Origin of the sequence: Ensifer adhaerens, assembly GCF_002940685.1 — a bacterium.
Taxonomy (GTDB): Bacteria; Pseudomonadota; Alphaproteobacteria; order Rhizobiales; family Rhizobiaceae; genus Ensifer; species Ensifer adhaerens_E.
On sequence record NZ_PNFP01000020.1, the window covers coordinates 1 to 15,314 of the forward strand.

The window sequence follows — 15,314 nt, forward strand, 5'->3', positions numbered from 1 at the left end:
ACCAGGAAACTCTAGAGCGAAGGTCGTCGTCGCCAGCAGCGCCGCCGCCCTCGTCAGTGATCGGGCTTATAGACCCCACACCTCGCAGACGTCAACAGGCATCTTCAAAAAAACTTCAAAAACAAACAACCCATTGAAATCAAACATAAATACAGGCTGTTGATAAATTCGGTCGACTTAGAGCACGGTAAAACCGGCGAATCCGCACCGCGAATCTTTGACCAGGCAGTCAAAATCCTGATGGTCGCTTCACACGGTCGAAATACCCCCTCAGAGCGCCCTTCCCTACATATAGAGAACATCGGCGTCTCGATCGTCAGATATTGATCGTGGGGCGGGGAAACGCCACGCCAACACGCCTGCCGGCGCGCCATGCCTTGCCCTTGGCCGGACTATTGCCGTACTTGCGAGATGTTCACCCGCTCGACGTGGCGATCCATGCGGCGGGGCAGATCAACAAACTTGTGATGCACAAGCCGGCGGATGCGCCGGCGGCACGCGGCGCCATCATCCCTATAGGGGCGGAGATCCAGACGTGACGACACAGCTTCCTGCGCTTCCGGTTCGCGAGGTGCTGCCCGCACTGGCGCATGCACTGAGCGCGGGCCCCTCCGTGGTGCTTTCCGCCCCACCCGGCGCCGGCAAGACGACGCTCGTGCCGTTGTTCCTGCTCGATCAGGCCTTTGCCAAGGGCGGCAAGATCATTCTGCTCGAGCCCCGGCGGCTGGCAGCGCGCGCCGCAGCTGGCCGCATGGCCGAGCTCCTGGGGGAAAAGGTCGGCGAAACCGTCGGCTACCGCATGCGCCTCGACAACCGCATCTCCGGCAAGACGCGGATCGAGGTGGTGACCGAGGGCGTGTTTGCCCGCATGATCCTCGACGACCCCGAGCTCAAGGGCGTCGCGGCCGTGCTCTTCGACGAATTCCACGAGCGCTCGCTCGACGCGGACTTCGGACTGGCGCTGGCGCTCGACGTGCAGGCGGCGCTGCGCGACGACCTCAAGATCATCGTCATGTCGGCGACGCTCGATGTCGAGCGGGTGGCCGGCCTGCTCGGCGGCGCGCCGGTCGTCGAAAGCCTTGGGCGCAGCTATCCGATCGATATCCGCTACCAGGACCGCGGCGGCGAAAGCGTCGAGGACACAATGGTGCGAACAATTGCCGAAGCCCATCGTATGGAAGAGGGCTCCATCCTTGCCTTCCTGCCCGGCCAGGCCGAAATCACCCGTGTCGCCGCAAGGCTTCAGGACCGCTTCGATGCGGGAACCGCTATCGTGCCGCTCTACGGCAACCTGACCCAGAAGGAGCAGGATGCGGCGATCCGGCCGGCGCCCTCAGGCACGCGCAAGATCGTGCTTGCCACCTCGATCGCCGAGACCTCGATCACCATCGACGGCGTGCGCATCGTCATCGACAGCGGCCTGCAGCGCCTCCCGGTGTTCGAGGCGGCGACCGGGATCACGCGCCTGGAAACGGTGCGGGTATCGCGCGCGTCCGCCGACCAGCGCGCCGGCCGCGCGGGACGAACCGAGCGCGGCATAGCGATCCGCCTCTGGCACAGCGGCCAGAACGCAGCGCTTGCCGCCTTCACGCCACCACAGATTCTGGCCAGCGACCTCTCGGGCCTGCTGCTCGATTGCGCCCATTGGGGCGTGAGTGATCCCACGACCCTTTCCTTCATCGACCCGCCACCCGAGACGACGCTCGCCGAGGCGCGGCGATTGCTGGCGACGCTTGGCGCGCTCGACGAGGCCGGCGCGCTGACGCCGAACGGCCGCACGATCCGCGACCTGGCCCTGCCGCCACGACTGGCAGCCATGGCCGTTGCCGCAGCCGAGGAAGGCCAGGCCGAGGCCGCATGTCTCCTGGCTGTCATGCTCACCGAACAGGGTCTTGGCGGCAACAGCATCGACCTCGAAGACCGGCTGCGCCGCTTCCGCCAGGAGCGTGGCGACCGCGCCGAGGCCTCGCGCAATCTGGCGCGGCGCATGGCAGCCGAGTTGAAGGGCGCGCCCAAATCGCACGAACCGATCCAGCCGGGGGCGCTGCTGATGCATGCCTTTCCCGATCGCATCGCACTCCAGCGCGGCGGCCGCGGGCGGTTCGTCATGGCGAACGGACGCGGCGCCGAGATACCAGAGACGGAGCGGCTTGCGGCTGCTTCCATGCTCGTCATCGCCGACCTCACCGGCCGCGCCGGCGGTCAGCGGGTGCTGGCGGCCGCCGAGCTGACGCGCGCCGAGGTCGAAGACCATATGCCCGAGGCGATCACCCGCGAGGACCAGAGCTTCTTCGACAAGGCAAGCCGGCAGGTGCGGGCGCGCCGCGTGACGCGGCTCGGCGCGATCATCTTCGAGGAGGCGCCGCTTGCCCGGCCAACCGGCGAAGCCGCTGCCCGGGCACTCGCCGACGGCGTGCGCCAGCTCGGCCTTGCCGTGCTGCCTTTTTCCAAGGAGGCGATGCAGATGCGCGACCGTATCGGCTTCCTCAACCGCTCGATCGGCGAGCCCTGGCCTGATGTCTCCGACGAGGCCCTGCTCGACCGCCTCGACGACTGGTTCGTGCCGTTCCAGCATGGCGTCACGGCCATTGCCGACATCAAGGCATCCAACCTGTCCGAAGGGTTGCTCTCCCTCATCCCGCATGAGCGGCAGCGGGAACTTGCCAAGCTCGCGCCGACGCATTTCGAGGCGCCGACCGGACAACGGCACCCGATCCATTACGATGGCGACGAGCCGCTGCTGTCGATCCGCGTGCAGGAACTGTTCGGTCTCAAGACCCATCCGGCGATCGGCGACGGCCGGCTGCCGCTGCTGCTCGAGTTGATCTCGCCGGGCCACCGCCCGATCCAGACGACGCGCGATCTGCCCGGCTTCTGGTCCGGCTCCTGGCGCGACGTGCGCGCCGACATGCGCGGGCGTTATCCGAAGCATCCCTGGCCCGAAGATCCGGCCAATGCGGCGCCGACGACACGGGCAAAGCCGCGTGGTACATGAGACGAAAGCCCCGATGACAGGAATGCCGGCAAGAATGACCACAGTTGCGCTCGAACACAACAACGACCAGACCAGCAACCGCAGCCTGCGCCTGCAGACGCTCGTGCGGCTGCGCTGGCTGGCCGTCGGCGGCCAATCGATCGCCGTTCTCATCACCGCCTTCTGGCTGCAGTTTCCGCTGCCCTTGATTTCCTGCCTGGTGCTGATCGCCAGCCTCGCGCTGGTCAACGCCTATGTGACGCTGCGCTACCCGCCGACGCACCGGCTGCAGCCGCCGGCGGCCTTTGCGCTTCTCGGCCTCGATCTGGCGCAGATCACCGGGCTCTTGTTCATCACCGGCGGACTGACCAACCCCTTCGCGCCGCTTCTCTGCGTCCCCGTCATCATTTCCTCGGCGTCGCAGCCGAAATCGCACAGCATCATCCTGGCCGGGCTGGCGGTGATCGCGATCACCGCGCTCGCCTTCTCACCCTTTCCCCTGCCCTGGTATCCGGGCACGGTCCTCCTGATGCCGCGGGTGCTGACCGCCGGCATCTGGTTCGCGATCGTCTCGATGACGGCCTTTGCCGCCTTCTATACCTACCGCGTGTCGCTGGAGGCGAGCGAGCTGTCGGAAGCACTGACGGCGACCGAACTGGTGCTGCAGCGGGAAAAGCACCTGTCGCAGCTCGATGGGCTGGCCGCCGCCGCCGCCCACGAGCTCGGCACGCCGCTTGCGACGATCAGCGTCGTTGCCAAGGAGATGGAACGCGAGCTCGGCAACGATCCGCGCTTCGGCGAGGACGTGCACCTCCTGCGCAGCCAGAGCGAACGTTGCCGCGATATCCTGAAGCGGCTGACGACGCTGTCGTCCGAAAGCGAGGAGCATATGCGGCTCCTGCCGCTGTCGTCGCTCATTGAAGAGGTGATGGCGCCGCACCGCGAGTTCGGCATTCACATCAACCTCGTCGAGAAGGGCGACCGCGCCAGCGAACCCGTCGGCAATCGCAACGCCGGCATTCTCTACGGGCTCGGCAACCTCTTGGAAAACGCCGTCGACTACGCCAAGAAGCAGGTGACGGTCACGGTCGAGCACACGGCCGATCGGGTCCGGGTGACGATCGAGGACGATGGCGACGGCTTTGCGCCGGATATCCTGCAGAGGATCGGCGAACCCTATGTGACGCGCCGGCAGAAGGATGACAGCGCCGGCGGCCTCGGGCTCGGGCTTTTCATCGCCAAGACGCTGCTCGAACGCTCGGGCGCACGCCTGCGCTTCGAGAACGGCGGGCCGGACAGACCCGGCGCCCGGGTCAGCGTCGAATGGCCGCGCGCCCTGATGGATACGAAACTGGCGAAATGACTTTTCGCAGTTTATTGAACGACGGCAGAAGAAACCTATAATCTCGGCGAAAGCGCAGGTTTTCGCTCAAGGATTGCGAGAATGACCGACAAAACGACAGCTTCGCCCAGCACCACCGCCCAGGACGCCGAACTGATCGGGCCGGACCGCACCCTGTTGCTCGTCGATGACGACGCGCCCTTTCTCAGGCGGCTCGCCCGCGCCATGGAAGCCCGCGGCTTTTCGGTCGACATCGCCGAATCGGTGGCAGAGGGCATTGCCAAGGCCAAGGGCAACCCGCCGAAATACGCCGTGATCGACCTTCGGCTCGGCGACGGCAGCGGCCTCGACGTGATCGAGGCGATCCGCGGGCGGCGCGACGACACGCGCATGATCATGCTGACCGGCTACGGCAACATCGCCACCGCCGTGAACGCGGTCAAGCTCGGCGCCGTCGACTATCTCGCCAAGCCCGCCGATGCAGACGACATCTTCGCAGCCCTCGTTCAGCGCCAGGGCGAGCGCGTCGAGCCGCCGGAAAACCCGATGTCGGCCGATCGTGTCCGCTGGGAGCATATTCAGCGCGTCTATGAAATGTGCGAGCGCAACGTCTCGGAAACGGCACGCCGGCTCAACATGCATCGCCGCACGCTGCAGCGCATCCTCGCCAAGCGCGCACCGAAGTAAAGGACCCGCTTCGCGACCGGAGCGATCAGGCGGAGAACGGCTGCCGCTGCCCCGCTCGTTATCCTCTCCAGGATCAGTCGCGACCGCCGGACAGGATGTCGCCGATCGAATCGCCGAGTTCACCGTTGCGCTCGGCCGCCCATTCGGCGAGCATCAGCCGTTGCGCCGCCGTGCGGGCAAAGAGCTGCAGCACCGACTTTCGCGTCGCCGGCGGCAGCTTGTGTTCGGGCGCTTCGCGCACGATGTGACCCTCATAACCGTCGGACAACAGCAGACCGCACTCCTGCGGGAAGATATCCAGCGGCACGCCGGCATGGGTGGCGAAGAACAGCCGGTCGCAATGCTGGCGGTAGTCCGGCCATTTGCGGTCGACACGGAAGTCCTCGATCGAGGTCTTGATTTCGACGATCCAGATCTCGCCCTTCACCGACAGCGATATCAGGTCGGCGCGCCGCCCGCTGGCAAGCGTCAATTCCGGCAGGACCGAATGGCGCAGTTCGGCGAACAGCCGCTGCACGCCGCGGCGCACCATCATGGCGCGATTCGACTGTCGGCCGTCGATCAGGGGATTGTCGCCATGGATGGAGAGGATTGTCATGCGCCCGGTGTCCCTTTGGGACGGTCATTTTGTTGCAAAAAAACAAGGGTCATGGAATTTGCACTTTTCAGCCAAATTGTGGCCGCGCAATCTCTTGCATAGCACAAACTAATCGAAAATAACCGTAGTCACTGTTGGTCGCGGCGACCCAGTTTTTTACTTCGCTTCTTTTTAAGAGAATCCCATGCGCTTCCGCAATGCCTTCCTCTTGTGCAGCCTCGCGGCGACACTCGCCGTTGCCGGCTGCTCGACGACATCGTCCAAACCCGAAACGGCTGCGAACGAACCCGCCCCCGTAGCGCAAACGGTCGCTACGAATCAGATTTTCAACGGCGATTATGGCGCAGTTGAGGATCACGGCTACGCGCTGCCGGCCATTCCGATCAACAAGGTCGATACCCGTTTCCATCGCCAGATCGTCGACTACGCCACGAGCGAGCGCCCCGGGACCATCGTCGTCAACACGCCGAACCGCTTCCTTTACTACGTACTGCCGGGCGGCAAGGCCGTTCGCTACGGCATCGGCGTCGGCAAGGCCGGCTTTGCATGGGAAGGCGAAGCCTATGTCGCCTGGAAACAGGAATGGCCGATGTGGCACCCGCCGAAGGAAATGGCGGAGCGCAAGCCGGAAGTCGCCAAATATGTCGAGGAAGGCATGGGCCCTGGCCTCAAGAACCCGCTCGGCGCGCGCGCTCTTTACCTCTTCAACGACCAAGGCAAGGACACGCTGTTCCGCCTGCACGGCACGCCGGAATGGTCGTCGATCGGCACGGCCGCTTCGTCCGGCTGCATCCGCCTGATGAACCAGGACATCATCGACCTCTATTCGCGCGTTCGCCCCGGCAAGAACGCCCGCGTCGTCGTTCAGCAGTAATCGAGTCACATCGACACTGACGAAGCCGCCGACCCCCGTCGGCGGCTTTTTTCGTTCGCGCCCAGTACCACCCAACTTCCGGGCGAGAACCGCAACCGGGCACACCATCGACGCAAAGTTGCCGTACTAACCAGCGCTCAAATCAGGGTCGCGGATCTTGCCCCTGTCCGCTCTGAAAAGTTCGATTTCGACTTAAATTCAGCCGGTTATTAAGTAAGCGTTATCTAAATAATTGAAACAGTGTGCCCAAGAAATTCCGCTCGGGAGGGACTGGCATGCTGATCAAGACCAAGCTCATCGGCGCGATCGCGCTGCTTTCAACGATCGCCATCGGCATCGCCATCCACAGTCAGTTCAAGCTGTCGGAAGCCAGCGAAACGATGGACGTTGTCTATGCCGATCGCATCGTGCCTTTGAAAAACCTCAAGGCGACGTCGGATGCCTTTGCCGTCTCGATCGTCGATGCCGCGCACAAGGTGCGCAACGACAACGAGACGATGGAAAGCGGGCTTGCCTCGGTCAATGCTGCGCGGGCCGCAATCAAGGCCAATTGGGATGCCTATGCGGCTACCACGATGACCGATGAAGAACGGCGACTGGTCGACGACGCCCGGAGCCAGATGGTCGTCGCCATGGATTCGATCGCTTCGTTGACGCAAATCCTCCAAGCCAAGGACCAGAAGGCGCTCGATGCCTTCGTGCGCGAAAAGCTCTACGCGACGATCGACCCGTTGACCGAAACGATCTCCAAGATCTCCGATCTGCAGGTCGATCTGTCCGGTGCGACCTTTGAAGCCAAACACAGCGAGTTCGAGACGGTAGAAAAGCTCAACATCGCCATCATCGTTCTGGTCATGGCGCTTGCCGCCGGCACCTTCCTCGTCGTCCTGCGCGGTGTCGTCGGACCGCTCGGCCGCCAGATCGCGGCGATGCGCCGGCTGATCGACGGCCATATCGAGGATGCCGACGAGCCGACGGGCGGCAAGGACGAAATCGCCGAGATGGCGCGGGCCATCCAGTCCTTCCGCGCGGCGGCGCGATCGAACCTGCGGCTGCAGGCGGAGGCCGAGGAGAACCGGCGCAACAGCGAGGCCGAACGTGTCCGCGTCCAGATGGCGGCGGAGCGGACGGCGCAGGAGAAGCTGACGCAGGCAACCGCCGGACTTGCCGGCGGCCTGCAGCGGCTGGCCAACGGCGATCTCGCCATTCAGCTGAACGAGCCGTTCGCCGCCGAGTTCGAACAATTGCGCCACGACCTCAACAAGGCGGCCGGACAGTTGAACGATGCGCTCCTCGCCGTTGCCGACAGCGCACAAAACATCGGCATGGGCACGCGCGAGATCAGCCAGAGCGCCGACGACCTCTCCAAGCGCACGGAACAGCAGGCCGCTTCGCTTGAGGAAACGGCCGCGGCACTCGATCAGATCACCGCCAATGTCAGCAATTCGTCGCGCCGCACGGAGGAGGCACGCGATGTCGCCGGCGAGGCGAAAACCAGCGCGGCGCAATCCGCTGTGGTCGTGGCCAATGCGGTGGAGGCAATGCGGCGGATCGAGGAATCGTCGAGCCAGATCTCCAGCATCATCGGCGTCATCGACGAGATCGCCTTCCAGACGAATCTGCTGGCGCTGAATGCCGGCGTCGAAGCGGCGCGGGCCGGCGAAGCGGGCAAGGGCTTTGCCGTCGTCGCCCAGGAGGTGCGCGAGCTCGCCCAGCGCTCGGCGAAGGCCGCCAAGGAAATCAAGGATCTCATCCGCACATCGAGCCAGGAGGTCGAGAACGGCGTGCGCCTGGTGCGTGACACCGGCGAGGCGCTGCAGACGATCGAGGCGCATGTGATCACCATCAACGAACACATGGCTGCGATCGCCACCTCCGCGCGCGAACAATCGGTGGGACTGAGCGAAGTCAACACCGCCGTCAATCAGATGGATCAGGTGACGCAGAGAAATGCGGCGATGGTCGAGGAAGCCAATGCTGCCTCCGCGACGCTGGCGCAGGAAGGCACGAACCTGCGCAACCTCATCGATCGCTTCACGCTTGCCGGCGAGGCCCAGCCAAAGGGCAGGCCGATGGCGCCTGCCCAGGCAGCCGCCGCAACCACGCGCGACCAGGGGCGACCCCAGCCGGTTCGCCGACCAGCCGCCTATGCCGTCCACGGCAATGTCGCACTCGCAACGGACGGCTGGGCGGAGTTTTAGAGCGCGCAGACGTCGATCGCGACCGGCGACCGGAATCCACTGAAATGAAGAAGCCGTGCGTTCATCTGAACGCACGGCTTCTTCCATTACCCGGGCTTCGGTGGCTGATCAGGCGGCGTTGCGCGCCTTCAGCTCCAGACGGCGGCGGTGCAGCACCGGCTCGGTGTAGCCGTTCGGCTGCTCGCGACCCTTGAGAACGAGTTCGACGGCGGCCTTAAAGGCGATCGAACCGTCGAAGTTGCCGGCCATGGCGACGTAGAGCGGATCATCCGCATTCTGACCGTCGACGACGGCCGCCATGCGCTTCATCGTATCGACCACCTGGGCCTCGCTGACGACGCCATGGTGCAGCCAGTTGGCCATGTGCTGGGCGGAAATGCGCAGCGTCGCGCGATCTTCCATCAGGCCGACATTGTTGATGTCGGGAACCTTCGAGCAGCCGACGCCCTGATCGACCCAGCGCACGACATAGCCGAGGATGCCTTGTGCGTTGTTGTCGAGTTCGCGCTGGATTTCCTCGGGCGTCCAGTTGGGGCGGACAGCGACCGGCACCGACAGGATGTCGGACAGCTTGGCGCGAGCGCGGCTCTTCAGGCTCGCCTGTACCTCGGCGACATTGACGCGGTGGTAGTGCGTCGCGTGCAACGTCGCGGCCGTCGGCGACGGAACCCATGCGGTGTTGGCGCCGGCCTTCGGATGGGCGATCTTCTGCTCAAGCATCGCCGCCATCAGGTCGGGCATCGCCCACATGCCCTTGCCGATCTGGGCGTGACCGGAGAGGCCGCATTCAAGGCCGATGTCGACGTTCCAGTTCTCGTAGGCGCCGATCCAGGCGGCCTGCTTCATGTCGCCCTTGCGGATCATCGGGCCGGCTTCCATGGAGGTGTGCATCTCGTCGCCGGTGCGGTCGAGGAAGCCGGTGTTGATGAAGACGACGCGCTCGCGGGCAGCGCGGATGCATTCCTTGAGGTTGACCGTCGTGCGGCGCTCCTCGTCCATGATGCCCATCTTCATGGTGTTGGCGGGCATGCCGAGCGCCTTCTCGACGCGGGCGAAAATCTCGCTGGCGAAGGCGACTTCTTCCGGCCCGTGCATCTTCGGCTTGACGACATACATGGACCCTTCGCGGGAGTTCATGCGGCGACCGCCGTTGCCGACATCGTGCAGGGCAATCAGCGCCGTCACCATGGCGTCCATGATGCCCTCAGGCACTTCGTTGCCGTCACGGTCAAGGATAGCCGGATTCGTCATCAGGTGGCCGACATTGCGGACCAGCATCAGCGAGCGGCCGGGAAGCGACAGCGTGCCGCCGGCAGCAGCCCGGTAGGTGCGGTCGGCATTGAGGCGGCGAGTGAAGGTCTTGCCGCCCTTGGCGACCTCCTCTTCGAGGTCGCCCTTCATCAGGCCGAGCCAGTTGCGGTAGACGACGACCTTGTCTTCGGCGTCGACGGCCGCGACCGAATCCTCGCAGTCCATGATCGTGGTGATCGCCGATTCGAGAACGACGTCGGAAATGCCGGCCGGATCTTCCTTGCCGATCGGGGTGGAGGTGTCGAGAACGACGATCGCATGCAGGTTGTTGTGCCGGAGAACGATTTCCGAGCGCGCACCTTCCGAACCGGAATGACCGGCAAACTGAGCCGCGTTGCGCAGCGAAGTGCTGGAGCCATCCTTGAGGCCGACCGTCAACGCACCGTCGGCAACCCTGAGCGAGGTAACGTCCTTCCAATTGCCCTTAGCCAGCGGTGCGCTGGCGTCGAGGAAGTCGCGTGCCCAGGCAATGACCTTGGCGCCGCGCTTCGGATTGTAGCCGCGGCCCTTTTCGGCACCATCGGCGTCCGAGATCGCGTCCGTACCGTAGAGCGCGTCATAGAGCGAACCCCAGCGCGCGTTGGCGGCGTTCAAGGCATAACGCGCGTTCATGACGGGCACGACGAGCTGCGGACCGGCAATCGTTGCGATTTCCGGATCGACATTGGCGGTCGAAACGCTGAAGTCGCCGCCTTCCGGCAGCAGATAGCCGATATCGCGCAGGAAGGCCTGATAGGTCTCGATGTCGCTGGGGGCGCCGTTCTGCTTGTACCAGCCGTCGAGCTTGGCCTGGAGATCGTCGCGCTTTGCCAGCAGCGCCCGGTTCTTCGGCGCCAGGTCGTGTACGAGGGCGGCAAGCTCAGCGAAGAAGTGCTCCGCATCGACGCCGGTGCCCGGCATCGCCTCTTCCACCAGAAACTGATGGAGACCCGCATCAATCTTCAACCCAAACTTCTCAATGCGGTCCATCTGCCAACTCCTTGAAATAGACGTAAGGAGCGCCACCGATCCGGACGGATCCGATGAACGCCCCAACATGTTGATCTTGCCCCTGAAGCCGATCGCGGACCAGCCCCAGGCGCAATGTGCGCGCGAAACGGCCGCAGTTTCTCACCAATTCATTCCCTGTCAATTCTGCAAGGATGCGAAGAATTGTTTCCGAAATGGAAAAGATCAATCGTGAGCGATGCGCGGCCGACCGCTTGCCGAGCAGATAAACCGGGCCTCGATCAGCTTGCGGCTGCCTTCCACTTCGGGCGCGTCGATCTCCTCGCGCAACAGCGAGGCGGGATCATCGGCGCCATTGGTGCGGGCCGTCTCCAGCGCAACCGCTTCCGCTCGCGAGCGCGCGGCATTGAAAGCCTTTTCCTGGTCGAGAAAGCGCTCACTGGTCCCCGCACCGTTGACGACGAAGATGCCCTCCTCCGGCATGGTGACGAAAACCGTGACCGTGGCACTGACCTGGCCGACCACAGCGCCGACGGCATTGGCGACACCGGCCTCCTCCGGAATGGCGGTATCGGTTCCGAGCATCTCGGCGATATCAGGGTAATAGACCGGCGCCGAAGCACCGAGGCCGACAAGCGGACGATCGAGCGCGAGCGAGAAGCGGACGATGCCCGGGGTGCGGTTGAGCGCGCGATCGACGGCCTGCGAGACGGCGGGATCGATGGCGCCCGCGCCGTCTTCGCCGAGACAGGCCTGCAGGATGACTTCGGAGGATTGCCGCGTCAGCCGGTCGACGATCATCTGAGCCATGACTTCCGGCGAGGGCGCGATCGGTTGGCCGGAGCCGTCGCGCGTGCGGGCCGCAAGCTGAATGCCAAGCTCAGCCGCTTCGCGATTCCATTGCGACTGCCGGCCGAGCACATGCATGGCATCGGATGGCGTCAGGCCGCAGATATGCACGAGCCCACGCGCGACCAGCCGGTCGAGCGTCGCCTTCTGCGGGGTGGAGACCAGCAGCGTTTCGAGCGCCACGGGCACGCTGCCGATGCGCTCGTAAAGCGCCTCTTCCTGCGGCTGCAGGCCGCTTGCCAGATGATCCGGCAGACCGGTGCGCACGGCAAGGCGGCCGTCGTGGCGCCCGCGGTGCTGCGCGCGCATCTGCTTCTCCAGCACCGAGACGACGGCATCGCCATGGAGCGTCGCAGCAAGGCTCAGCGGCATCAGCCGGCGCGGACCGAGATCGAGCTTGGCCTTGAGCCCGCGATCGTTGATGCGCACCTCCGAATCGCCGCCAAGGCCATAGGTGCGCATCGCCACCGCCTCGACCATGGTGCGGAAGCCGCCGACGACGGCGCCTTCTGCATCGAGACGCGGACGACCGCCGTCAAGCACGGCCACGTCGGTGGTGGTTCCGCCGATATCCGAAACCACGGCATTGTCGAGACCGGTCAGATGCCGGGCACCAACGAGGCTTGCGGCCGGACCGGAGAGGATCGTCTCGATCGGGCGCAGACGCGCTTCTTCAGCCGAGATCAGGGCACCGTCGCCGCGCACCACCATCATGGGCACGTCGATGCCGCGCGCCTTCAGAAAACCTTCGCAGGAACCGATCAGCCGGTCGATCATCGACACCAGCCGGGCATTGAGCAGCGTCGTGAGGGCGCGGCGCGGACCGCCGAGCTTCGAGGACAGCTCGTGGCTGCAGGTCACCGGCAGGTGCGAGACTTCGCGGATGCGGTCGCGCACCCGCTTCTCATGATCCGGATTGCGCACGGCGAAGTAGCCGGCAATGGCAAACGAGGAAACCTGGGCTGCAAGCGTTGGCAGCGCGGCGTCGAGTTCGCCCATGTCGAGCGGGGTTTCGCCGCCATGCACGTTGTGGCCGCCGGGCAAGAAGATCACCGGGTCGGAGCCGAGCGCTTCGAGCAATCCGTCGCGCTTCAGGTCGTCCGGCCCGAAGCCGATCATGACCAGACCGGCGCGTCCCCCCTGCCCTTCGACCAGGGCGTTGGTCGCAAGCGTCGTCGACAGCGACACCATGCTGATCGCCGAGACCGGCACCTTCGCCTGGTCGAGCACGGCCTCGACCGCGCCGGAAATGCCGACCGCGAGGTCGTGGCGGGTCGTCAGCGCCTTGGCCTTGGCGACGACGCCTTGCGTTTCCGAGAAGAGAACGGCGTCGGTATAGGTGCCGCCCGTGTCGATGCCGAGTAGAAAATGGGAGGTCAATTCGCGCAGTCCGGTATTCGCGCGGGGCTAAGGGCCCCGGGTTCAATGGGGATCGATGCGGTGATATGACATATTTCAGGAGAAAACCATCGTGTCGCAGACATCGACGATGAGTTCAGCGACACCGATGAGAATGGCAGGGGTCCATCGCATGCTCGAATGCCGCCATCCGTTGCTCGTCGCCTTGCTGTCAGCGGGCATCCTGTGTCTTTCGGCAATCTCGTCGCGGGCACAGGACGCGGACGAGGAGGAATACAAGCCGCAACTGCCCGAAGTCGCCATCTACAAGGCGATGCTCGACGCCAACAAGCAGACCGGATGGATCCAGTTTCGCGACTATGACGACCGGCAACTGATCTACTTCACCGCATTGCAGACGATGCATTGCCGGCTATCGGAAATCCGCTATTCGATCAATTCCGACGCGCTCGACCAGCGCTTCCCATTGGCCAAGTGCAATCCGCAGCTGCCGTTCAACCTGCCGGGCGACGAGACGGCCGAGTACGTCTACATCTCCCTGCCCGCAAAAACGGCACAGACGCTGACGATCCAGGCGGTCTGGGACGATGGCGCGGGCAGCGAGATCGTCGTCTACAAGCCCTGCGACAATGCCGGTGACGCCACCTGCGCCCAGATCAAGACGATCAAGAAGCCGTCGAAGCTGCTGCAACAGCCAAAGCCGGCGGACTCTCCGGTGCGTTCCGTTCAGTCGCCGATCCCCGGCAAGACCTTCAGCGAACCGAAACCCTCATCGGCAAGCCGCCCCGCGGTTGAGTAGTGAGCCGCTGCACCGGCCAGGGATTGGTTTCCGCCGTCATATCGAAGCGGTAGCGATGCATCATCACCGCAAGCGCGATCACCGCTTCCTGCAGCGCGAAGGTGGCACCGATGCAGACGCGCGGGCCGGCGCCGAAAGGCAGATACTGGTAGCGGTGCAGCTTCTCGCGGTTTTCCGGCAGGAAACGCTCGGGCATGAAGGCGCGCGGCTTATCCCAATAGAGCACGTGGCGATGCAAGGTCCAGGGCATGATCAGCACGGCGATCCCCTTAGGGATGTGTACCCGCTTGCCGGACGGCGAGGTCCACTCGTCTTCCTCGATCGCGGCGCGATTGATCGACGGCGCCGGCGGATAGAGCCGCATCGCCTCCTCGAAGGCGGCGAGCACATGCGGCATCAGGCCGAGCCAGTCGACCGGCTCGGCCCCGCTTGCGATCGCCGCATCGATCTCGGCTTCCATGATCTCGCGATAGGCCGTCGTGTTGGCGACGCAATAGAGGGTCCAGGCGAGCGCCCGGGCGGTCGTTTCGTGCCCGGCACCGATAAAGGTCAGGATATTGTCCTCGATCTCGGCGGTCGAAAGGCCCTGGCTGCCCTCGATCTCCAGAAGCAGGGTCAGAAAATCCTGCGGCGTGCCCTTAGGGTCCTCGGCCATCTTGCGGCGGCGCAGCGCCATGGTTTCGGACACGATCGAGCGGAAGCGGTTCATCACCTTCTTGCCGCCGATGCGCGTCAGGCGCGGAATCCACTTCGGAGCGAGCAGGATATCCATCGGATCGACCCGGCCCATGCGGTGCAGCAACTCCTCGACGCTCTGCACGAACCCGTCCCGCTCGACCGCGACTTCGCCCGAGAACAGCGTTTCGGCCAGGATGTCGAAGGTCAGCTCCGTCATGTCGTTGGCGAGATTGGTCGTGAACGGGGCTTTCGTGGCTTCGGCGTAACGCTCGACGAACGCTTCCGAACTGCGCAGCATCTGGCCGGCAAAGCCCTTGGCGTGGCGCGGTGTAAACACCGGCGCCATGGCCTTGCGCGAGCGCTTCCAGACCTCGCCTTCGGCGGTCAGCAGACCGTCGCGCAGGATCGGTCTGAGGATCAGCCGGCGCACCTTCGACATTTCGTAGTTGGCGACATTGTCGACGAGGATGTGGCGGATGAGGCCGGGATCGTTGACGATCAGCGTGCGCTGCGTGGCGAACCTCGTCTCGATCCAGGGCAAGGTGTAGGACGGCTCGCCCCAAAGCTCGAGCGGGTTGCGCAGGACGGTCCTGATGATCTTCAGGTAGGAAGGAATGCCAATGCGAGGAATGGGAGCCGGCGGCTCGAAGGGCTCCGGACGCATGTCCATGATCATTGCCTTTTCTCGATTGTG

11 protein-coding genes are annotated in these 15,314 nt (G+C 64.5%); 7 read left to right on the forward strand and 4 right to left on the reverse strand.

Going from position 1 to position 15,314, the window contains the following annotated elements:
• Positions 1–404 precede the first annotated feature (404 nt).
• The 4 genes from C1A35_RS37135 (at position 405) to C1A35_RS29975 (ending at position 5,003) form a co-directional block, all read left to right on the forward strand.
• On the forward strand, positions 405–539 hold the full coding sequence (locus C1A35_RS37135) for a hypothetical protein (RefSeq protein WP_272939277.1): 135 nt from the start codon (positions 405–407) through the stop codon (positions 537–539).
• Complete coding sequence (hrpB, locus tag C1A35_RS29965) at positions 536–2,995, forward strand: ATP-dependent helicase HrpB (RefSeq protein ID WP_104667892.1); 2,460 nt, start codon at positions 536–538, stop codon at positions 2,993–2,995. Before C1A35_RS37135 ends, hrpB begins: the two co-directional genes overlap by 4 nt.
• Before the next feature lie 34 nt (positions 2,996–3,029).
• A complete protein-coding gene (locus tag C1A35_RS29970) occupies positions 3,030–4,337 on the forward strand; it encodes an ActS/PrrB/RegB family redox-sensitive histidine kinase (protein WP_104667893.1) in 1,308 nt (435 codons plus the stop codon).
• Positions 4,338–4,418: 81 nt separating this feature from the next.
• Positions 4,419–5,003, forward strand: a complete 585-nt coding sequence (locus C1A35_RS29975) for an ActR/PrrA/RegA family redox response regulator transcription factor (protein WP_104667894.1) — start codon at positions 4,419–4,421, stop codon at positions 5,001–5,003.
• Positions 5,004–5,076: 73 nt separating this feature from the next.
• Here C1A35_RS29975 and C1A35_RS29980 read toward each other — a convergent pair whose 3' ends face one another.
• Positions 5,077–5,601 (reverse strand): MmcB family DNA repair protein, encoded by a 525-nt coding sequence (locus C1A35_RS29980; protein WP_104667895.1) that lies wholly within the window; start codon positions 5,599–5,601, stop codon positions 5,077–5,079.
• A 184-nt stretch (positions 5,602–5,785) separates the two neighbouring features.
• Between C1A35_RS29980 and C1A35_RS29985 the strand changes: the two genes are divergently transcribed.
• Positions 5,786–6,475, forward strand: coding sequence for a L,D-transpeptidase (locus tag C1A35_RS29985; RefSeq protein WP_104667896.1), 690 nt, complete (start codon positions 5,786–5,788; stop codon positions 6,473–6,475).
• A gap of 275 nt (positions 6,476–6,750) precedes the next feature.
• The gene (locus C1A35_RS29990; RefSeq protein ID WP_104667897.1) at positions 6,751–8,676 is read left to right on the forward strand and encodes a HAMP domain-containing methyl-accepting chemotaxis protein; all 1,926 of its coding nucleotides are present in this window, start codon (positions 6,751–6,753) and stop codon (positions 8,674–8,676) included.
• A gap of 108 nt (positions 8,677–8,784) precedes the next feature.
• Here C1A35_RS29990 and C1A35_RS29995 read toward each other — a convergent pair whose 3' ends face one another.
• Positions 8,785–10,956, reverse strand: coding sequence for a malate synthase G (locus tag C1A35_RS29995; protein ID WP_104667898.1), 2,172 nt, complete (start codon positions 10,954–10,956; stop codon positions 8,785–8,787).
• A gap of 204 nt (positions 10,957–11,160) precedes the next feature.
• Positions 11,161–13,164, reverse strand: a complete 2,004-nt coding sequence (locus C1A35_RS30000) for a hydantoinase/oxoprolinase N-terminal domain-containing protein (protein WP_104667899.1) — start codon at positions 13,162–13,164, stop codon at positions 11,161–11,163.
• A 91-nt stretch (positions 13,165–13,255) separates the two neighbouring features.
• On the opposite strand from C1A35_RS30000, the gene C1A35_RS30005 reads away from it, so the two are divergent.
• Positions 13,256–13,942: a hypothetical protein gene (locus tag C1A35_RS30005; protein ID WP_158665205.1), complete on the forward strand. Its 687-nt coding sequence runs from the start codon at positions 13,256–13,258 to the stop codon at positions 13,940–13,942.
• On the opposite strand, the gene C1A35_RS30010 is transcribed toward C1A35_RS30005, so the two are convergent.
• Positions 13,896–15,290, reverse strand: a complete 1,395-nt coding sequence (locus C1A35_RS30010; protein WP_104667977.1) for a cytochrome P450 — start codon at positions 15,288–15,290, stop codon at positions 13,896–13,898. The two genes, C1A35_RS30005 and C1A35_RS30010, sit on opposite strands and share 47 nt — an antisense overlap.
• Positions 15,291–15,314 lie beyond the last annotated feature (24 nt).